Annotated in this window: 16 protein-coding genes and 1 pseudogene; 7 read left to right on the forward strand and 10 right to left on the reverse strand. The window is 70.1% G+C overall.

From position 1 onward, the window contains the following. Positions 1 to 16: 16 nt before the first annotated feature. Together ACFVKT_RS30525 and ACFVKT_RS30530 are read right to left on the reverse strand one after the other, a co-directional pair. Positions 17 to 517 (reverse strand): GNAT family N-acetyltransferase, encoded by a 501-nt coding sequence (locus tag ACFVKT_RS30525; protein WP_385737508.1) that lies wholly within the window; start codon positions 515 to 517, stop codon positions 17 to 19. Further along, positions 514 to 1452: a GlxA family transcriptional regulator gene (locus ACFVKT_RS30530; protein WP_385737874.1), complete on the reverse strand. Its 939-nt coding sequence runs from the start codon at positions 1450 to 1452 to the stop codon at positions 514 to 516. Before ACFVKT_RS30530 ends, ACFVKT_RS30525 begins: the two co-directional genes overlap by 4 nt. Positions 1453 to 1687: 235 nt before the next feature. On the opposite strand from ACFVKT_RS30530, the gene ACFVKT_RS30535 reads away from it, so the two are divergent. Continuing rightward, on the forward strand, positions 1688 to 3082 hold the full coding sequence (locus tag ACFVKT_RS30535) for an MFS transporter (protein WP_385737510.1): 1395 nt from the start codon (positions 1688 to 1690) through the stop codon (positions 3080 to 3082). 199 nt (positions 3083 to 3281) lie between these two features. Here the strand turns inward: ACFVKT_RS30535 and ACFVKT_RS30540 are convergent, their stop codons facing one another. After that, positions 3282 to 3890: a DUF1349 domain-containing protein gene (locus ACFVKT_RS30540; protein ID WP_385737512.1), complete on the reverse strand. Its 609-nt coding sequence runs from the start codon at positions 3888 to 3890 to the stop codon at positions 3282 to 3284. 48 nt (positions 3891 to 3938) lie between these two features. Then, entirely contained in the window at positions 3939 to 5468 is a 1530-nt protein-coding gene (locus tag ACFVKT_RS30545; RefSeq protein ID WP_385737514.1) for an aldehyde dehydrogenase (NADP(+)), read from the reverse strand. Positions 5469 to 5600: 132 nt separating this feature from the next. Between ACFVKT_RS30545 and ACFVKT_RS30550 the strand changes: the two genes are divergently transcribed. Together ACFVKT_RS30550 and ACFVKT_RS30555 are read left to right on the forward strand one after the other, a co-directional pair. After that, positions 5601 to 6374 (forward strand): IclR family transcriptional regulator, encoded by a 774-nt coding sequence (locus tag ACFVKT_RS30550; RefSeq protein ID WP_365428249.1) that lies wholly within the window; start codon positions 5601 to 5603, stop codon positions 6372 to 6374. A gap of 100 nt (positions 6375 to 6474) precedes the next feature. Beyond that, positions 6475 to 7926: a peptidoglycan D,D-transpeptidase FtsI family protein gene (locus tag ACFVKT_RS30555; protein WP_385737516.1), complete on the forward strand. Its 1452-nt coding sequence runs from the start codon at positions 6475 to 6477 to the stop codon at positions 7924 to 7926. Between the two features lie 80 nt (positions 7927 to 8006). Here the strand turns inward: ACFVKT_RS30555 and ACFVKT_RS30560 are convergent, their stop codons facing one another. The 4 genes and pseudogenes from ACFVKT_RS30560 to ACFVKT_RS30575 form a co-directional block, all read right to left on the reverse strand. Next, positions 8007 to 9458 carry an NCS2 family permease gene (locus tag ACFVKT_RS30560; RefSeq protein ID WP_385737518.1) on the reverse strand — a complete coding sequence of 484 codons (1452 nt, stop codon included), beginning with the start codon at positions 9456 to 9458 and terminating at the stop codon, positions 8007 to 8009. 457 nt (positions 9459 to 9915) lie between these two features. After that, positions 9916 to 10710, reverse strand: coding sequence for an HAD family acid phosphatase (locus ACFVKT_RS30565; RefSeq protein WP_385737520.1), 795 nt, complete (start codon positions 10708 to 10710; stop codon positions 9916 to 9918). A gap of 103 nt (positions 10711 to 10813) precedes the next feature. After that, positions 10814 to 11399: pseudogene (locus tag ACFVKT_RS30570) on the reverse strand (MBL fold metallo-hydrolase); the annotation flags it as partial. 99 nt (positions 11400 to 11498) lie between these two features. Then, entirely contained in the window at positions 11499 to 12083 is a 585-nt protein-coding gene (locus ACFVKT_RS30575) for a TIGR03086 family metal-binding protein (RefSeq protein WP_385737522.1), read from the reverse strand. A 200-nt stretch (positions 12084 to 12283) separates the two neighbouring features. Here ACFVKT_RS30575 and ACFVKT_RS30580 point away from each other — a divergent pair, with 200 nt between their 5' ends. Beyond that, complete coding sequence (locus ACFVKT_RS30580) at positions 12284 to 13255, forward strand: NAD(P)-dependent alcohol dehydrogenase (protein ID WP_385737524.1); 972 nt, start codon at positions 12284 to 12286, stop codon at positions 13253 to 13255. Between the two features lie 64 nt (positions 13256 to 13319). Continuing rightward, the gene (locus tag ACFVKT_RS30585; protein ID WP_385737526.1) at positions 13320 to 14516 is read left to right on the forward strand and encodes an MFS transporter; all 1197 of its coding nucleotides are present in this window, start codon (positions 13320 to 13322) and stop codon (positions 14514 to 14516) included. Positions 14517 to 14526: 10 nt separating this feature from the next. Here the strand turns inward: ACFVKT_RS30585 and ACFVKT_RS30590 are convergent, their stop codons facing one another. Together ACFVKT_RS30590 and ACFVKT_RS30595 are read right to left on the reverse strand one after the other, a co-directional pair. Continuing rightward, complete coding sequence (locus tag ACFVKT_RS30590; protein WP_385737528.1) at positions 14527 to 15693, reverse strand: hypothetical protein; 1167 nt, start codon at positions 15691 to 15693, stop codon at positions 14527 to 14529. Positions 15694 to 15760: 67 nt separating this feature from the next. Then, positions 15761 to 16705 (reverse strand): 5-dehydro-4-deoxyglucarate dehydratase, encoded by a 945-nt coding sequence (locus tag ACFVKT_RS30595; RefSeq protein WP_385737530.1) that lies wholly within the window; start codon positions 16703 to 16705, stop codon positions 15761 to 15763. A gap of 261 nt (positions 16706 to 16966) precedes the next feature. Between ACFVKT_RS30595 and ACFVKT_RS30600 the strand changes: the two genes are divergently transcribed. Further along, the gene (locus ACFVKT_RS30600) at positions 16967 to 17791 is read left to right on the forward strand and encodes an NAD-dependent epimerase/dehydratase family protein (protein WP_385737532.1); all 825 of its coding nucleotides are present in this window, start codon (positions 16967 to 16969) and stop codon (positions 17789 to 17791) included. Positions 17792 to 18093: 302 nt separating this feature from the next. Next, on the forward strand, positions 18094 to 18864 hold the full coding sequence (locus tag ACFVKT_RS30605) for a DeoR/GlpR family DNA-binding transcription regulator (RefSeq protein ID WP_385737533.1): 771 nt from the start codon (positions 18094 to 18096) through the stop codon (positions 18862 to 18864). Positions 18865 to 18907: the final 43 nt, after the last annotated feature.

Genomic DNA, 18907 nt, shown 5'->3' on the forward strand with positions numbered 1-18907 from the left:
GTTCAAGCGGCCCCGCTCATTCCCCGGACACCACGCGCCGCAGGGTCACATGGTGCTCGTCCGCCACTGGCTCCCGCTCCCGGGTCCAGCCCTGGCGGGCGTAGAAGGCCTGCGCCCGCTCGTTGTCGACGTGCACGTCGAGGGCTGCGGTCCGCTTCCCGTCGGCCCGCCACTGTTCCAGGCAGGCCGTGTGCAGGTCCGCGCCGATGCCCGTCCGCCAGTTGCCGGGGTCGACGTGGAACTGGAAGAGGGTCACGGTGTCGGCGGGGGCCGCCTCGGCGGTACGGAACGAGGCGATGCCCACGAGGCGCCCGTCGCGGACCGCGCACAGTACATGCCCGTCCGGGCGCTCGATGGCGCCCCTCCAGCGCGCGGGCCAGTCGAACCCGTCGTCCGGCAGACCGTCCGGGTAGTAGGTCGCGCGTGCCCTGCCATGCAGCTCCGCGATGGCGGCGGCCTCGCTGGGCAGAGCGGTCCTGATCACGAGAGAGCCGACGGTGCGGTGGGTTCTGATCATGCAGGGGAGGACGGGGCGGGCGTCGGTGCGGTTCCCAGGCGGGTGAACTGGGTGCGGTAGGCACTCGGGGTCAGACCGGTGCGGCGGACCAGGTGGGCGCGGAGTGAGTCGGCGGTGCCGAGGCCGCTGGCGCGGGCCACGTTGTCCATGGGGAAGGTGGTCGTTTCCAGGAGTTCCCTGGCTCGTTCGATGCGCTGGTGGAGGAGCCACTGGAGCGGGCTGACCCCGCTCTCGGCGTGGAAGCGGCGGGTGAGGGTACGTACGCTGACGCCCGCGTGGCGGGCCAGGTCGGTGAGCGTGAGCGGCTTGTCGAGGTTGCGCATCGCCCAGCCCCGGGTGTCGGCACACACGGTGCCGCGCTCGGGCGGCAGCGGAGTCTGGGTGAACTGGGTCTGGCCACCGGGCCGTACGGGGGCGACCAGCGCCGTGCGGGCCACCTCGTTGGCGACGGCGGCGCCGTAGTCGGTGCGGACGATGTGGAGGCAGAGGTCGATTCCGGCGGCGTACCCGGACGACGTCATGATCTGACCGTCCTGCACATAGAGGACGTCGTCCGTGAGATCGATCCGCGGGTACCGCCTGCGCAGTTCCTCGGCCTGGTTCCAGTAGGTCGTGGCCCGGCGGCCGTCCAGCAGGCCCGCCTCGGCCAGCGCGAAGGCGCCGCTGCAGATGGAAGCGATCCGCTTGCCCGCGGCGGCGGCCTCCCGGAGGGCCCCGACCGTACGCGGGTCGGGCGTGTACCGCTGCCCGGTACCCACGACGACGACCAGGTCCGCGTCCCGCACGACGTCGAGACCGTGCCGGACATACAGATCGAGGCCGCCGGTGGTCGGCACCGGACCCGGATCCGGAGCACAGATCGCCACTTCGTAGCCCGGCCCGCCGTCGACCTCGACCTTCTCCAAAAGGAGTTCCGGAATCGCGAGGTTGAACATCGAGACGGGAGTCGCCGCGATGACGGCGACGCGGCGCAGGCCGCTCGGCCGGGTCGGCTGGGCCGGTCGGGTCGACTGGGCCGCTTGGGCCGGTTGGGCCGAGCGAGCCGGCCGGGTCGACTGGGCCGCTTGGGCCGGTTGGGCCGAGCGAGCCGGTCGGGGCATGGCCAGAACCTCCGGAGGTATGGCGTTCGGGCCACTACTGTACGCCGACGCAGATCCGCAGCATGGAGGCATGGCACCCGACCCGACCACCGAAACCCTGTCCGCCGCACGTCAAGCCCCTGCGGGAAGTCAGGAGTTGGTGCACCCACCTGCCCCCTCCTCCCCCGCCCTCACGCTCACCGCCGCCCTCCTCGGCTTCGCGTTGATCACGCTCGACGCGTCCGTCGTGAACGTGGCGCTCCCGTCGATCGGGTCGACGCTCGGGGCCGGGATGTCGGGACTGCAATGGGTCGTGGACGCGTACACGCTTTCCTTCGCGGCGCTGATGCTGTCCACCGGTGCGTTCTCGGACCGGGCCGGGGCGAGCCGGGCGTACGGAATCGGGATCACGGTGTTCACGCTCGCTTCCGTGGCGTGCGGTCTCGCGCCGACTCTGCCGGTGCTGGTCGGCGCGCGCGTCGTCCAGGGGGCCGCGGCGGCCGTGGTGCTGCCCGCCTCGCTCGCGCTGGTGCGGCAGGCGTACCCGGATGCCGCGAAGCGGGCGCGAGCCGTTGCCCTGTGGGCGGCCGGCGGGTCGGTCGCGGTGGCGCTGGGGCCGGTGGCGGGCGGTGCGCTGACCACGGTGTGGGACTGGCGGGGGATCTTCTTCATCAACGTGCCGTTGGGGGCGGTGGCGTTGGCGCTGCTGGTACGGGCGCCGCGTTCGGAGCGCCGGCCCGCGCCGCTGGATCTGCCGGGCCAGCTGGCGGCGGTCGTGGCGCTCACGGCGCTGACGTTCGCGGTCATCGAGGGCGGTACGGCAGGGGTGGTCTCGCTGGTGGTGGCCGTGGTCGCGGGTCTGGTCTTCGTCCGGGTCGAGGCGCGGCAGACGTGTCCGGTCGTGCCGCTGGAGCTGTTCCGCAGCAGGAACGTGAGTGTGGCCGTCGCAGCGGGGGCGGCGTGCAGCGTGGCCTTCTACGGGGTGGTGTTCCTCTTCTCCCTGTTCTTCCAGCAGGTCCAGGGGCGTTCCGCGCTCTACGCGGGGCTGATGTTCCTCCCCATGACCGGTCTCATCGCCGTCACGAACATCGCCGCGGGCAAGCTGGCGGGGCGGTTCGGGCCTCGCCTGCCGATGCTGCTCGGGCAGTCGTCCGCCGCGGTCGGAGCGTTGCTCCTGCTGTACGTCGACGCCTCGACGCCCGCCGCGTTGGTCGCCGCGCTCCTCGTCCCCATGGCTCTTGGCTGTGCTCTGACGATTCCGCCGTTGACGGCCGTGATGATGGATGCGGTCCCCTCCGACCGGGCCGGGCTGGCGGCGGGGGTCCTCAACTCGGCCCGCCAGGTGGCCGGGGGACTGGCCATCGCGGCGTTCGGGTCACTGGTGGCCGGTGATTTCGAGGCGGGCCTGCGGGTGAGTCTCGCGCTGAGCGCGGGGGCACTGGCTGTGACGGCGGTGGCATCGGTGGGCTTGCGGGTGGCGCGCTAGAGGACTCTTCGCCCCCTCCGCCCCTGCCCATTCCCGTCCCTTGGGGGCTCCACCCCCAGACCCCCCGCTCCTCGAACGCCGGACGGGCTGACCCCCCTCAGCCCGTCCGGCGTTTGAGGACGAGCGCGTTCAGCGCGAAGCGGGGCCTTGGGGGCGGCAGCCCCCGGAAACGGGACGGGAAGGGCGGAGGGGGCGAAAATCAGCTCCCGTCCCTCAAGTCCCGCGGCCAGTTCGCCCGGAACTCAACCTCGTCGTACGTCACCACGCACCCCTCCCCCAGAGGCGACTGCGTCATAAAGCCGACCAGCGCCGCCGAGGTCTCCTTCTCGTCCCCGAGGGTGAAGAGCCGGACGAAGGTCCAGCGGACCCCGTCCCGCGACGCGTGGAAGGCGAAGGCGCGCCCGGTCCGGCTGACCCGCAGCCAGACCGAACTGCCGTCGACGGTGAAGGAGTTGGCGTCGTCGGAGTGCCCCCGGGTGACCACCGTGCAGACGGTGGCGACATCCGGGGAGTACTCCAGGCAGAGCTTCGCCCAGGCCCGCTCCCCCACGTGGACGTAGAGGACACCCGCGTCGAAGGAGCCCCCGAACCCGACAGTGACCCTGGCGATCAGCTGGAAGTCACCCTCCGGCTCCCCGAGCAGCCGGGGCGCGTCGGAGGCGGCGTCAAGCCCCTCACCGGTGGGCGGCACGAAGCGGTCCTGCCGGGCCCCCGCCCAGCCGGTGAGCACTCCGTCCTCGTACGACCAGTGACCGTCAGGCCCGTAGGTGCGAAGCCGGAACGGGAGTTCGGGGAGTTCGACGTCCATCCGCCGAGTCTCCCAGGTCACCCCTGGCATGTCCCGGGCGGCTCCCACTCAGCGTTCCAGCCGGCCGTCGTAACGGCGCGGCAGCCCCAGCGGGTTGTCGTCCCGGAGTTCGGGCGGCAGCAGCGCCTCAGGCGTGTTCTGGTACGCCACAGGACGCAGCCAGCGCTCAATAGCCGTACCGCCGACCGAGGTTGAGGTGGAGGTGGTCGCGGGGTAGGGGCCGCCGTGGTGCTGGGCGGGAGCGACCGCGACGCCGGTCGGCCAGCCGTTGACCAGGACGCGGCCCGCGAGCGGGGTCAGCTCGGCGAGGATCTCGGCGCCGCGCCCCTCGCCCGCCGCCTCCTCGGTGGAGAGCTGCACGGTGGCGGTGAGGTTGCCGGGCAGCCGGGAGAGGACCGCGCTGGCCTCGGCGTCGTCCTCGTAGCGGGCGATCACGGTGAGCGGGCCGAAGCACTCCTCCAGGAGCAGATCGTGCTCGCCCTCGGCGGTGAGCTTGCTCGCGGGCACGGTCAGGAAGCCGGGGCTCACCGTGTGCTCACTGCCGGCGCCCGGGGTCACCGGGGCCTCCACGTCGGGGAGTTCGGCGCGCTCGGCGACCCCGGCGATGAAGTTGTCACGCATCCGGTGGTCGAGCAGGACGCCGGCGTCGGTGTCGCTGACGGCGTCCGTGAGCGACTTGACGAAGCGGTCGCCGGCCGCGCCCGCCGGGGCCAGGACCAGGCCCGGCTTCACACAGAACTGGCCGACGCCCAGCGTCATCGAGCCCGCGAGGCCGGCGCCGATCGCCTCGGCGCGCTCGGCCGCCGCTGCCTCGGTGACGACGACGGGGTTCAGGGACCCCAGCTCGCCGTGGAAGGGGATCGGCACGGGGCGTGCCGCCGCCGCGTCGAAGAGGGCACGGCCGCCGCGTACGGAACCGGTGAATCCGGCCGCCGAGACCAGCGGGTGCCTGACCAGCTCGACGCCCGCCTCGAAGCCGTGGACCAGGCCCACCACTCCCGCGGGGATGTCGTGCTGGGCGGCGGCCCGGCGCAGGTTGGCCGCGACCAGCTCGGAGAGCCCCGGGTGGTCCGGGTGCGCCTTGACCACGACCGGGCAGCCCGCCGCCAGCGCGCTCGCGGTGTCGCCGCCGGCGACCGAGAAGGCGAAGGGGAAGTTCGAGGCGGAGTAGACGGCGACGACACCGAGCGGCACCTTGTAGCGGCGCAGATCCGGGATCGGCGGGGTCGCGGTGTCGTCGGGGTGGTTGATCACGACGTCGAGGAAGGCGCCCTCGTCGACGATGTCGGCGAAGGCCCGCAACTGGTAGCAGGTGCGGGCGAGTTCGCCGGTGAGCCGGACGGGGCCGAGCGCGCTCTCCGCGTCCGCGGCCTCGACGAGGTGTTCCTTGGAGCCTTCGAGCAGGTCGGCGGCGGTGCGCAGGAAGGCCGCGCGGACCGTCCGGTCGGCGAGGGCCGGGCGCGCGGCGTGCGCGGCGCGGACGGCTTCGTCCACCTCCTGGGCCGTGGCCTCCACCGCAACCTGTTCCCGCTGCTTCCCGGTTCGGGGGTCGACACTCCAGACTGGTGCTGCTGCCACCGCGGGTCCCTCCAAGATGTGATGCCGCAGTTCTGTGTCACTCACCAGGGGCGTTCGATATGCTGAACACTGTCTCTGATGGTGAATATGCTGTTGGAGACTATTTCCCGTCGAACGAAGGGGTCAAGGGCGATGTCGGCAGTCGAGACAGGCGGCGGGGCGCAGGTGAAGTCCGCGGTGCGGACCGTGGAATTGCTCGAGTACTTCGCCGGCCGGCCCGGTATGCACTCGCTCGCCTCCGTGCAGGAAGCCGTCGGTTATCCGAAGTCCAGCCTGTACATGCTGCTGCGCACGCTCGTCGAGCTCGGCTGGGTCGAGACGGACGCGACGGGCACGCGGTACGGCATCGGCGTACGGGCCCTGCTCGTCGGCACCTCGTACATCGACGGCGACGAGGTGGTCGCCGCGGCCCGCCCGACCCTGGACCGCCTCTCCGACGACACGACGGAGACCATCCACCTGGCCCGCCTGGACGGCACGAACGTCGTCTATCTGGCCACCCGCCAGTCGCAGCACTACCTGCGCCCCTTCACCCGGGTCGGCCGCCGCCTCCCCGCGCACTCGACCTCGCTCGGCAAGGCGCTGCTCGCCACCCACACCGACGAGCAGGTCCGCAAGCTGCTCCCGGAGACGCTCCCCGCGCTCACCGAGCACACGATCACCGACCGGGAGAAGCTCATCGAGGAGCTGCACCAGGTCCGTGAGCAGGGCTTCGCCGTGGACCGCGAGGAGAACACGCTGGGCCTGCGCTGCTTCGGCGTCGCCATCCCGTACCGGACGCCCGCCCGCGACGCGATCAGCTGCTCGGTACCCGTGGCGCGCCTGACGCCGGCGCACGAGCAGCTGGTCAAGGACGCGCTGTTCGACGCCCGCGACCGTCTGACGCTGGCGACGCGCAGGCTGTGACCCGGAGTCCGTCCGCGGGCGGCGGGCTTCATGAACGGTCTATGAGAAATGCGGGCGGAAGGGAACGTTTCCCTCCCGCCCGCTCGTCTTTGTGAGCGGAATGAACAAGACGATCAGGCGCTCCGCCGTCTTCACGCTGCTGCTCATACTCGCTCTGCTGGTGAGGGCGACCTGGGTGCAGTTCTACGAAGGCCAGGCGCTCGCGGACGACAAGGACAACCGACGGAACGCGATAGAGCAGTACGCGAACCCGCTCGGGAACATCATCGTGGCCGGAGACGCGATCACCGGTTCCGCGCAGACGAAGGGCAGTGACCTCAAGTACAAGCGCACGTACACGGACGGCAGTCTGTACGCGGCGGTCACCGGCTACAGCTCGCAGGTGTACGGGGCGACGCAGCTGGAGGGCATCTACCAGGACCTGCTCGACGGCACGGACCTCCAGCTCAAGACCCCGCTGGACACGCTCACCGACAAGCGCGCCGACCCGGGTGACGTGATCACGACCATCGACCCGGATGTACAGAAGGCGGCGTACGAAGCCCTCGGTGACAAGAAGGGCGCGGCCGTCGCGATCGACCCGACGACCGGCAGGATCCTCGCGGTGGTCTCCACCCCGTCGTACGACCCCTCGCAGCTCAGCACCGGCGACTCGGACGCCTGGACGACGCTGACCAAGGACCCCGACAAGCCGATGACGAACCGGGCGCTGCGCCAGCCGCTGCCGCCGGGCTCGACGTTCAAGCTGGTCGTCGCGGCGGCCGCGCTGGAGGACGGGCTGTACCCGGACGTCGACGCGAAGACGGACAGCCCGAACCCGTACAGGCTGCCGAACACGACCACCGACCTGGAGAACGAGAACGCGTCCGCGCCCTGCGAGAACGCCTCGATCCGGGTGGCGCTCCAGTACTCCTGCAACAACGTCTTCGCGAAGATGGCCGTCGACCTGGGCCAGGACAAGCTCAAGGCGCAGGCCGAGAAGTTCGGCTTCAACGACGAGACGCAGGATGTGCCGGTACGGGCGTACACCAGCGTATATCCCTCCGACATGGACGAGTCGTCCACCGCGCTCACGGGCATCGGCCAGTTCGATGTGACCGCCACACCGCTCCAGATGGCCATGGTGTCGGCCGCTATTGCCAATGACGGAAAGCTGGTGTCGCCGCACATGGTGTCGCAGACCAGTGACTCCGACGGCAATGTGCTGAAGGACTACGACGACAGCACGGACACCAAGGAGGTCGTCAGCTCCTCCACGGCCCAGCAGCTCCAGTCCGCGATGCAGACGGTCGTCGAGGACGGCACGGGCACGAACGCGCAGATCTCCGGCGCGACGGTGGGCGGCAAGACCGGTACGGCCCAGCACGGCGAGAACAACAGCCAGACGCCGTACGCCTGGTTCACCTCGTACGCGAAGTCCGACTCCAACGACAAGGAGGTCGCCGTGGCGGTCCTGGTCGAGCAGTCGGACGCGGAACGCTCGGAGGTCAGCGGCAACGGCCTGGCGGCGCCGGTGGCCAGGGCGATGATGCAGGCGGCACTGAAGGACTGAGCACCGCCGACACGACGGAAGGGCCGCCCTCGCACCCCTGGAGGACGGCCCTTCGTGCTACTTCACGTCCAACCCTCGCGCTACTTCACGTTGAACAGCTGCTCGATGGGGTCGATCGCGAAGTACACCAGGAACAGCGCGGACGCGCCCCACAGCAGCCAGTGCACCTCCTTCGCCTTCCCAAGCACCGCCTTGATCAGGACGTACGCCAGGAATCCCGCCCCGATGCCGTTGGTGATCGAGTACGTGAACGGCATCACTGCGATGGTCAGGAACGCCGGGATCGCGATCTCGTACTTGTCCCAGTCGATGTGCTTGACCTGGGTCATCATCAGGAACCCGACCGCGACGAGCGCGGGCGCCGCGGCCTGCAGCGGGACGATCGTGAGCAGCGGGGTAAGGAAGAGCGCGAACGCGAAGAGCCCGCCGGTGACCAGGTTCGAGAAACCGGTACGGGCGCCCTCGCCGACCCCCGCCGCCGACTCGATGTACGAGGTCGCGGAGGACGCCGAGGCCGCGCCGCCGGCGACCGCGGCCGCCCCGTCGATGAGCAGCACCCGGCCGAGATTGGGCACCTTGCCCTCCTCGTCGAGCAGTCCCGCCTCGGCGCTGATGCCGACGACCGTCCCCATGGTGTCGAAGAAGTCGGACAGGATGAGCGTGAAGACAAGCAGCACGACGGTGATCGCACTGGTCTCGCCGAAGGCGCCGAACAGGCTGAAGTGACCGAGCAGTCCGAAGTCCGGTGAGGCCACGATGTCGTCAGGGACCTTCGGTGTGGTCAGACCCCAACTCTTGATGTCCGCGACGGAGTTGATGATGATCGCCACGACCGTCATGGTCACGATGCTGATCAGGATCGCGCCCTTGACCTTGCGCGCGAGCAGCCCGATGGTCAGCAGCACGCCGAGACAGAAGACGAGAACGGGCCAGCCTGCGAGCGCGCCGGTGGCGCCGAGCTGCACCGGCACGGTGGTCTGGGCGATGTCGGGGATGCGGGTGGCGAATCCGGCGTCGATGAAGCCGATGAAGGCGATGAACAGTCCGATCCCGACGCTGATCGCCTGCTTCATCGGCTGCGGAATCGCCTGCATGACGGCTTCCCGCAGCCCCGTGACCACCAGCACGCAGATCAGCAGGCCTTCGAGGACGATCAGGCCCATCGCGTCGTCCCAGCTCATCAGCGGGGCGATCTGGAAGGCGACGACGGCGTTGAGGCCGAGGCCCGCGGCGAGCGCGAGCGGGAGATTGCCGCCGATGCCCATGATGATCGTCATGACCGCGGCCACCAGGGCGGTGGCGGTGGTCAGTTGGACGGCGTCGAGCTGGTGGCCGAACTTGTCTTTGGCGCTGCCCAGGATGATGGGGTTCAGGACAAGGATGTAGGCCATCGTGAAGAACGTGGCGAAGCCGCCGCGTATCTCCCGGCCGAAGGTGGAGCCCCTGGCGGAGATCTTGAAGAACTGGTCGACGCTGTTCGCCGGGTGCGGCGAGGCATCCGGCCGGTCGGCCGCCTTCTGCTGATCGGACATGGCGAGACTCCTCGTTGCCTGCGTGCGGGGTGTGCGAATGATGGTCGTTGCCTGCGTGCTGGGGTGTGCGGATGACGGTCGTTGCCTGCGTGCTGGGGTGTGCGGATGATGGCTGGATTGTTCCCGTGTTGAACCGCTTTCAGGTTTTCCCCGTGTTACGGAATCGAGTTCGGCCCGCCACATGCTGTTCGATATCCTGTACGAGCCGCTGATACGCTCACACGTCGCGCCCCACGGACACACCACTTCTTTGCGGGTGACCCAAGTAGCCGTATACGCAAGGGACTTCGCGAGCCGGAGCACCGACAAAGGTGACTCGTAGGACACAACCAGATGTTCGTTCTCGACGTCTCAACCAGTGACCACATTGATCTGCTGGCCTGAGCCCCCCTCGGCCAGTCAGAAGAGCCCCCGCCGATGACGATCGGCGGGGGCTCACCCTTGGTACGTCGGGGGCCTAGCTCACGTAGTAGGTCGGGTTGGGGAGCTTGTACGTCTTGTCGGCGTAGCCCCCTTCGAGGTCGGAGTACTGGTCGCCGAAGTTGGCGACGACGTCGTATCCGAGGGACTCGATGTGCTTGCGCGTGCCGGACTTGTACTGCACGGTCGTGCAGGTCCAGGCGGCGGCGGTGGCGCAGGAGCTCAGGTAGGACGGCGGGTTGGCCGCGTTCTTGAGGAACATGTGGTCGGCGTCGAGGTTGATGTCGACACCGACCTTCTTCAGGTTGGCGACCGCGGCGGCGCGCTGCGACTCCTTCAGGCCCGAGTTGTAGAAGACCTCGACGCCCTTGGACTCGGCGTACGCGACGAGTTCGGGGGTGCCGAAGACGGCCGGACGGTCGGCCTTGGCCACGTAGTCGGCCCAAGTGGCCGAGTTGTACGTGTAGTTGGTCTTCTTCTCGTAGTCGAGGGAGAGCAGCAGCGTGTCGTCGATGTCGAAGACGACCGCGAGCTTCTCACCCTTGTGTCCGGCCCTGTCGGCGACCTTGTTGATGTACTTCTTCGCGTCGGAATCGATGCGCGCCAGGTCCTTGGCATACGGGCTGGTACTGGACGCCTGGTACACACCGTTGCTGTCGAGGGTGGTGCCGTAGTAGGTGTCGATCTCCCCCACCAGAAGCCCGATGTTGTGGGGCTCCTTGGTGCTGTTCGCCGTCGACTGGTCGGCGGTGGCGACACCCGTGCCGTACAGGGCGGCACCGGCGACGGCACAGGTGGCGGCGATGGCCGCTATACGCAATGGCTTATGCATGACAGGTTTCTACGCGCGTAACCCGTCCGAACGCGAGGTTCGTTACCCGATACTTACCTAGTCCATAGGCAATCTTTAAGCCAAATGAAGCCGGCGTGGACGCTCAGACGATCTTCACATCGCCTTCGCGGGCCTGGACGGTACGGCCACCGAAGGCACGGGCCGCGCGGGCCGTCGCGTCCTCCGGCGTGAGCGTGGGCCCGACGTGGGTGACGAGCAGTTCCCGCACGCCCGCCGCACGCGCAACCGCGCCCGCGTCCTCCGGAGTCAGATGGACGCGTTCGCCTTCGCGATGCCGGTCGATGTCGGCCTCGCTGAGGAACAGGTCGGCCCCCTGGGCGAGTTCGGCGAGCTGAGCGCAGGGCCCACTGTCCCCGGAGTACGCCAGCACACTCCCGTCGCACTCGGCCCGCAGCCCGTACGCCTCGGTGTCGTGCACGACGGCACTACTGAGGAGCCGCAGGTCTCCCACCCGCACCTCATGACCGTCGTACAGGGTCCGGAAGTCGAAGATCCCGCCCAGGAACCCGGAGTCGCCCTGCCCGAAGAACCCGGCGAGCCTCCCCCACTGCCTAAAGCGTGGGCGGTGCCCCCAGCCCGAGATCACGCGGCGCGCACATGGGAACGGGCGAGGCAGGGGCCAGTCCGCCGTGCGCCAGCCCGTAAAAGGCGGCGAGCACATGCATGGAGCCTACAAAACCGCCGTCCCGCGGGCGCCTCCTTGCCGGGGCGCTACGCCTTCCGACCCGGAATGGCGGCGCTACGGCTTCCGCCCCGGAACCGCAGTGCTACGGCTTCCAGCCCGGATCCCGCCCGCTGAGCCCGATCGCCCGGTCGAGCAGCGGCGCATCGTCGGGCACCGGCACCACGGGGCCGAAGATGGCGCCCCGGCTCGGGTCCTCGGCCGAGGCGAGGAGGAGTTCGTACGACACCTGCAGCGCGGCGGGGTCGGGCTCGTACTCCTGGCCGGTGGCGCGGGCCAGGTCCCAGCCGTGCACGACCAGTTCGTTGGTGGCGACGGCACCTCCGACCGCGCCCGGCAGGGAGATGCCACCCGCCCGGGTCTCCCCGGTCCAGGCGGCCGGGTCGCGCCAGGCCTCGGCGAGTTCGTCCATCACCATGGGCAGCGCCTCGCGCCAGCCGGGCTCGATGTCCGGCACGGCCTCGTTCGGGTTGGTGTCCGTGGTGGCCCCCAGGTCCTTGCGCGCGGCGTCCCGGAAGGCGGCGGCGAGCCCGGTCAGGTGCCCCAGCATGTTGTGCACCGCGTGTTCAGGACAGGGGGTCACGGCCGACAGTTGCTCGTCGGTCACCCCCGCCGCGAGGTGGGCGACGATCCGGGCCTGCGGCCCGAGGTCAAGAATCCCGCCAGTCATCCGCTTCTCCTCAGAGTTCGTCCGTCGTCCTGGTCTGCCTCGCCGCCGAACGGCTGCGCACACGTCTCCCCTCCTGGGGTAGACCGACGAACGTACGAGAACTCATCGGTCTCGCCTTCATGACCGTCCTCCGGAGGCTGGTCACACGTTCGAGCCGCCGGGATGCTCGATGCCAGAGGTCCGTGAGAAGGAGAGTCACCGTGAGAGCGATCGTCCAGGATGCCTACGGAACCGCAGACCGGCTGGAGGCGCGCGACATCGACCGGCCCGTGCCCCGTGACGACGAGGTGCTCGTCGAGGTGCGTGCCGCCGGGGTCGACCCGAGCGTGTGGCACCTGATGACGGGCAGGCCGCTGGTGGCCCGCGTCGCCCTCGGCCTCCGCAAGCCCAAGAACCCCGTCCGCGGCTGGGACGGTGCCGGCCTGGTCGAGGCGGTCGGCGCGAAGGTGACCGAGTTCAAGCCGGGCGACGAGGTATTCGGCAACTGCGACGGCTCGTTCGCCGAGTTCGCGCGCGCCAAGGCCCGCAGGCTCGTCTTCAAGCCTCCCCACCTCACCTTCGAACAGGCAGCCGCCCTCCCCGTCTCCGGCATGACGGCCCTCCAGGCCCTGAAGGGGACGGCCCGTCCGCAGCCGGGCGACCGTGTCCTCGTCATCGGCGCCTCCGGCGGTGTCGGTTCCTTCGCCGTCCAGCTGGCCACGATGTACGGCGCCGTGGTGACCGGCGTCTGCGGCCCCACCAACACGGATTTCGTACGATCCCTGGGTGCCGCCCACGTCCTGGACTACACCCAGGAGGACGTCACCGCCGGACCGTCCGACCGCTACGACGTCATCGTCGACTGCGCGGGCCTGCGCCCAGTGCCCCAGCTGCGTCGCGTCCTCGCCCCACGCGGGACCCTCGTCATGGTCGGCGGCGAGGGCGGGAGCGCCTTCTTCGGCGGGTTGGGCCGCGAGATCCGGGCCTCCCTGCTCTCACCCTTCATCGGCCAGAACCTCCGCAATCTCATCTCCCTCCCCCGCCACGAGGACCTCCTGACCCTCAAGGACCTCGCCGAGCAGGGAAAGATCACCCCGGCCATCGACCGCACCTACCCGCTCGCCGAGGCCGCGGACGCGGTCCGCCACCTGGAGAACGGCCACCCACGAGGCAAGCTGGTCGTCACGATCTGACGGCGTCTTAATAGGGCATCTGCCTGATGCCCGAGGTAGGCGCTTAGGATCACGCTGACGAGCCATGGCGACATGGACAGGCACACGCGTCCTGCGGGACCGGAACGCAGTTTTGTATCTGAGCGTGGTCGTGGTCTCCGGCTTCGGCTCGTCGGCGCTGTGGCTGGTGTCCGGCATCTGGGTCAAGGATCTGACCGGCTCGGACGGCCTGGCGGCCCTGTGCGTCTTCGCCCTCTGGGCCCCTACGCTCATCGGTCCCGCGCTTGGCACCCTCGCGGATCGCACCCGCCGCCGACCGCTGCTCATCGGCATGAACCTGCTGCTCGCCGCGCTGCTGCCGACCCTCTTCGCAGTGGACGCGCCGGACCGCCTGTGGATCCTCTTCGCGGTGCTCCTGGTCTACGGCGCCACGGGCGTCGTCCATGACGCGGCGGAGTCGGCCCTGATCACCTCGGCCGTCGGCAAGTCCCTCCTCGGTGACTTCAACGGCCTGCGCATGACGGCCAACGAGGGGATGAAACTGCTGGCCCCGCTCGCCGGTGCCGGCCTGTACGCGGTGTACGGCGGGGCGCGGGTCGCGCTCCTGGACGCGCTCACGTTCGTGCTGGCCGCAGGTCTGTGCACACTCCTGCGCGTGAACGAGACCAAGCCGCTCCCGGCCCCGACCGACTGGCGTACGCAGACGACCGAAGGTGCCCGCTTCCTGTGGACCCACGCCCGGCTGCGGCCCCTCGTCCTGACCGCCGGCGCGACCATGTTCTTCGCGGGCCTCAACGGCGCGACGGTCTACGCGGTCACCGAGGGCCTCGGCCACTCACCCACGTACGTAGGACTCCTGTACGCCGTCCAGGGCGCCGGCTCGGTGACGGCCGGCCTTGCCGCGGGACCCCTCCTGCGCCGCCTGGGCGAGCGCCGGTTCGCCGGGTACGGCATCGCGCTCACCGCGCTGGCCGTGACTGCTCGCGCGCTGCCGTACGACACGGTGGCGCTCGCCTCGGCCGCGGCGGTCGGCATCGGCCTCCCCTGCGTGTTGATCGCGACGCTCACCGCGGTCCAGCACGAGACCCCGGGCGCCCTTCTGGGCCGTACGACGGCCACCGCCAACACCCTGATGTTCGCCCCGAACGCGGTGGGCCTCGCGGTGGGCGCCGGCCTGGTCGAACTCCTCGACTACCAGGTGTTGCTGGTGGTGATCGGCCTCGCGCGGCTGGTGACGGTGCTCCCCCTGCTGCGGCCTCGGCCGAGCCGCGCGAGCGTCTGAGTCACGAGCCTCAGCCGAGCCGCGCCAGCGCCTGAGTCACCAGCGACAGATCCTCGTCGGACGCCAACCCCGCGTGATACAGCCGCACTTCGGTGGCTCCCAGCTCGACCGCCCGCGCCACGTCCGCACCGAGCTCCGCCGGGCGGCCACCCATCCCGCTCACCACGGTGAAGTTGGCCGCCAGCACGCTCCCTTCAACACCCCTGTCGGCAAAGGGAGTCAGCAGTGCGGGCCCCGCGGCGCACGGTACGACGACGCCGTCGGCGACGGACAGGACATGCCCGGGATCGACTCCCGCGTTCGCGCCGCAGTGGTAGGAGACCGGGTCCGCGTGCAGCAGGATCCGGAACCCCTCGGGGGCGGCCAGGCGCACCGCGGTGACGGCCTCCGACTGCAGCGAACGGGCGACGGAGTCCCGCCACGTGCGGGTGGCCGCCGCGAGTTCGCTTCCGAGCAGCTTCTCCACGGCCTCCCAGCCCCCGGCGGGAGCCTCGCCCCGCCACACGGGTTCCAGAGCCCGCCGTACCGCGACCGCCAACTCCTGTGGATCCAGCCCCTGTTGCGCATAGCCGTCACGGCAGGAGGGGCAGAAGCACAACGACATCAGGTACTGCCCGGCGTCCCCGAGCGCCACCCCCGCCGTCTTGTCGTGGGCGTGCAGATGCGCGAGGCCGTACCAGCCGAGGGATTCCAGCTCCGTACCGCCCGCCCCGGGCCGCACCGCCGCCTCGGCGGCCAGCTCCACCAGGTACGCGCGCGTCTCGGGCTGGGCGATGCACGGAGCCCACGGATAGCGGTCCCCGTAGGCGTTGACCACGGAGGTCTCCGGAAACTCCTCCCCCATACGGGAGTTGTGCGCGAGCACCACCCAGGTGTGTACGTCGAGTCCGGCCCCGGCGAGCGCGCCGGCGGCCTCTCCGTAGGCGTCACCCGGCGCCCAGTCGCCCGCCGTGTACGGCCAGAGCCTGCGCCCCTCCCACCGCTCGTCGACGGGGTAGAGCACGGCGGCGTGCGAGGCGGTGACGATTCGGTGCCGGGGGTGGCGCGGTGTCAGCGCGCGCGTCGAGTGGTACGCGGAGGCGAGTGTCACCTGCTGTACGCCGAGCCCGGCGATCCGGCCGGCGGCCTCCGGGTCTCCGTTGACATCCCAGGGATAGACGAACGCGGACGATTTCACTTGCTCACCCCAGGGGTCCGCACCGGCACCATCACACTGCTCACCCCAGGAATCCGTACCGGCACGGTCACACGCCCTCCTCGATGAGCCCGTAACCGCGCTCGATGAGCTGCGCGAGCTGCTTCACATGGTCCTCGTTCGGCTCGTGCAACGGCGGCCGAACCTCACCCACGTCGAGCCCCCGCAGCCGTACCCCTGCCTTGACGAGCGAGACGGCGTACCCGCGCCCCTGCGCGCGCAGGTCGACGAACGGCCGGTAGAAGCCGTCGATCAGCCGGTTCACGGCCTCGTCGTCACCGGTGTTGAGCGCCTTGTGGAAGGCAAGGGCGACCTCGGGGGCGAAGCAGAACACGGCGGACGAGTACAGCGTGATGCCCACTCCCCGGTAGGCGAGCCCGGTCAGCTCGGCCGTGGGCAGCCCGTTGAAGTAGAGGAACTCCTCGCCGGGGACTTCGGTGCGCACCGCGCTGACGATCCGCTGGATGAGGTCGAGGTCCCCGAGCCCGTCCTTGAACCCGATGATGCCTTCGGTGCGGGCCAGCTCCACCACGGTCTCCGGCGTGAACACGGCGTTGTCGCGCTGGTAGATGATCACCGGCAGCGAGGTCGCCGCTGCGAACTCCCGGTAGTGCCGCAGGAGTCCCTCCTGCCCGGCCACCACCAGATACGGCGGCATGGCGAGCAGCCCGTCGGCTCCGGCCGCCTCCGCGAGCCGTGCGAAATGCACGGCGAGCGCGGGTCCGTACCCGGCGCCCGCGATGACCGGCACGCGTCCGTCCGCCGCCTCGACAGCCGCCGCCACGCACGCCTCGAACTCCTCGGGCGCGAGGGCGTGGAACTCCCCGGTGCCGCAGCAGGCGAAGACGGCGGCGGCACCGGCCTCGACTCCGCGCCGCACATGCTCCCGGTAGACGTCGAGGTCGACGCCGCCGTCAGTGCCGTAGGGGGTGACAGGGAAGAACAGCGGCCCGCTGGGGATGCTGAGCCGAGCGGCAAGGGGGGCTGACGTCACGGACTCTCCCTAAGCGGTGCACGTTCGCAGTGCCCGTCTCTCGGTGCACGTTTCTGATCCACGTCCATATTTCTGAACGCTTCCACGCTAAGCCGCGACCTTGGGGCCGGTCAAGCGCGCCAACCCGCAACACAGAGGCGGATTTCCGGCCTCCGCGCGAGACTTGACGTAAGCCGTCGGCAATCCTTAGCGTGTCCACGGATGTGAATGCCGTACACACATGCGCATGACCTACGGCTGCCGATTCAAGGAGACCCGAGGATGCCCGCTCCCCGCACCGTTCTGCTCACCGGCGCCGCCGGCGGCCTCGGCACCCTGATGCGAGGCCTGCTCCCGAAGTACGGCTACGAGCTGCGCCTGTTCGACCTGCTCCCCATCGAGGGCGAGCCGGACGCGATCACCGCGGACCTCTCCGACAGGGCGGCTCTGCGCGAGGCGGTACGGGGTGTCGACGCGATCATCCACCTTGCGGGCATCTCCCTGGAAGCCTCCTTCGACAAGATCCTCAAGGCGAACATCGAGGGGACGTACAACCTGTACGAGGCGGCCCGCGAAGAAGGCGTGCCCCGCATCGTCTTCGCCTCCTCCAACCACGCGGTGGGCTTCACCCCGCGCCCGCAGGGCGACACACCTCTCGATCCAGGCGCGCTCATCCCCATCGACACACCGCGCCGCCCGGACACCTTCTACGGCCTGTCGAAGTCCTTCGGCGAGGACCTGGCGCAGTTCTACTGGGACAAGCACGGCCAGGAGACGGTCTCGGTCCGCATCGGCTCCTGCTTCGCGGAGCCGGCGAACGTGCGCATGCTCTCCGTCTGGATGAGCCCCGAGGACGGCGCCCGTCTCTTCCACGCGGCGCTGACCGCCGAGGACGTACGGCACACGGTCGTCTACGGCTCCTCCGCCAACACCCGCCTGTGGTGGGACCTCTCGACCGCCCGAGCCCTGGGTTACGAGCCGCAGGACGACTCGGAGCCGTACGCCGCGAAGCTCATCGCCGAGCTCGGCGAACTCGACCCGGACAACCCGGACCACGCCTACCTGGGCGGCCACTTCACCACGCACCCGCCGATCTGGCCGTACTGAGGCCACAGCGGCAGCACATAAAGGCGGGCGGGCACCGAACGGGCCCGCCCGCCCCCATGTTCGGGCACCGACGCTGCCCGATCCCACCTCCCCCTCCGCTCCGCCCCAGGTCCGCCGCGGGCAGCCGTGGCGCGAAACGGGCTCAGCCGGGCACCATCGGGCATGCAACAGACCTGGTCAGTGGCCGATACCCGCTGTAGAACTTCCCTACAAGGATCCACCGGGCCCGAACGGGCAGTGCGCGGCGTGGCGCACGCACCGGGAGCGGTTCCGTACACCGGGCAAGGGAGCGGGTGACGGCCATGACAGCCATGACGGCGGAGGAGCGTCAGCGCGAGATCGTCCGGGCCGCCCGCCGCGCGGGCTCGGTCGACGTCACCGCACTCGCCACCGAACTGGGCGTCGCGAAGGAGACCGTACGGCGGGATCTGCGCACCCTTGAGGACCACGGCCTGGTCCGCCGCACCCATGGCGGGGCCTATCCCGTGGAGAGCGCCGGCTTCGAGACGACGCTCGCCTTCCGCACCACGAGCCAGGTGCCCGAGAAGCGCCGGATCGCGGCCGCCGCGGCCGAGCTGCTCGGGGACGCCGAGACGGTCTTCGTCGACGAGGGGTTCACTCCGCAGCTCATCGCCGAGGCGCTGCCCAGGGACCGGCAGCTCACCGTGGTCACCGCCTCCCTGGCCACCGCGGGCGCCCTCGCCGAGGCCGACAACACGAGCGTCCTGCTGCTCGGCGGCCGGGTCCGCCCCGGCACCCTGGCGACCGTCGACCACTGGACGACGAAAATGCTCGCCGGATTCGTCATCGACCTGGCGTTCATCGGCGCCAACGGCATCTCCCGCGAACACGGCCTCACCACCCCCGACCCGGCGGTCAGCGAGGTCAAGGCCCAGGCGATCCGGGCCTCCCGGCGCACGGTCTTCGCGGGCGTGCACACCAAGTTCGGCGCGGTCAGCTTCTGCCGGTTCGCCGACGTCAGTTCCCTGGAGGCGATCGTCACGAGCGCGCTGCTTCCGGCCTCCGAGGCCCACCGGTACTCACTGCAGGGCCCGCAGGTCATCCGAGTCTGAAAAGCGAACTCACAAAAGTCCGAAAACCCAACTCACCCACCCG

Source organism: Streptomyces sp. NPDC127595 (assembly GCF_042671685.1).
Taxonomy (GTDB): domain Bacteria; phylum Actinomycetota; class Actinomycetes; order Streptomycetales; family Streptomycetaceae; genus Streptomyces.

What these genes read in the sequence shown, in the direction of transcription:
- ACFVKT_RS30555 (WP_385737516.1), top strand. Translation starts at nt 6,475, where the DNA reads ATGAACAAGACGATCAGGCGCTCCGCCGTCTTCACGCTGCTGCTCATA.
- ACFVKT_RS30540 (WP_385737512.1), bottom strand. Translation starts at nt 3,890, where the DNA reads ATGGACGTCGAACTCCCCGAACTCCCGTTCCGGCTTCGCACCTACGGG.
- ACFVKT_RS30535 (WP_385737510.1), top strand. Translation starts at nt 1,688, where the DNA reads ATGGCACCCGACCCGACCACCGAAACCCTGTCCGCCGCACGTCAAGCC.
- ACFVKT_RS30575 (WP_385737522.1), bottom strand. Translation starts at nt 12,083, where the DNA reads ATGACTGGCGGGATTCTTGACCTCGGGCCGCAGGCCCGGATCGTCGCC.
- ACFVKT_RS30605 (WP_385737533.1), top strand. Translation starts at nt 18,094, where the DNA reads ATGACAGCCATGACGGCGGAGGAGCGTCAGCGCGAGATCGTCCGGGCC.
- ACFVKT_RS30530 (WP_385737874.1), bottom strand. Translation starts at nt 1,452, where the DNA reads ATGTTCAACCTCGCGATTCCGGAACTCCTTTTGGAGAAGGTCGAGGTC.
- ACFVKT_RS30565 (WP_385737520.1), bottom strand. Translation starts at nt 10,710, where the DNA reads ATGCATAAGCCATTGCGTATAGCGGCCATCGCCGCCACCTGTGCCGTC.
- ACFVKT_RS30600 (WP_385737532.1), top strand. Translation starts at nt 16,967, where the DNA reads ATGCCCGCTCCCCGCACCGTTCTGCTCACCGGCGCCGCCGGCGGCCTC.
- ACFVKT_RS30560 (WP_385737518.1), bottom strand. Translation starts at nt 9,458, where the DNA reads ATGTCCGATCAGCAGAAGGCGGCCGACCGGCCGGATGCCTCGCCGCAC.
- ACFVKT_RS30525 (WP_385737508.1), bottom strand. Translation starts at nt 517, where the DNA reads ATGATCAGAACCCACCGCACCGTCGGCTCTCTCGTGATCAGGACCGCT.
- ACFVKT_RS30550 (WP_365428249.1), top strand. Translation starts at nt 5,601, where the DNA reads ATGTCGGCAGTCGAGACAGGCGGCGGGGCGCAGGTGAAGTCCGCGGTG.
- ACFVKT_RS30585 (WP_385737526.1), top strand. Translation starts at nt 13,320, where the DNA reads ATGGCGACATGGACAGGCACACGCGTCCTGCGGGACCGGAACGCAGTT.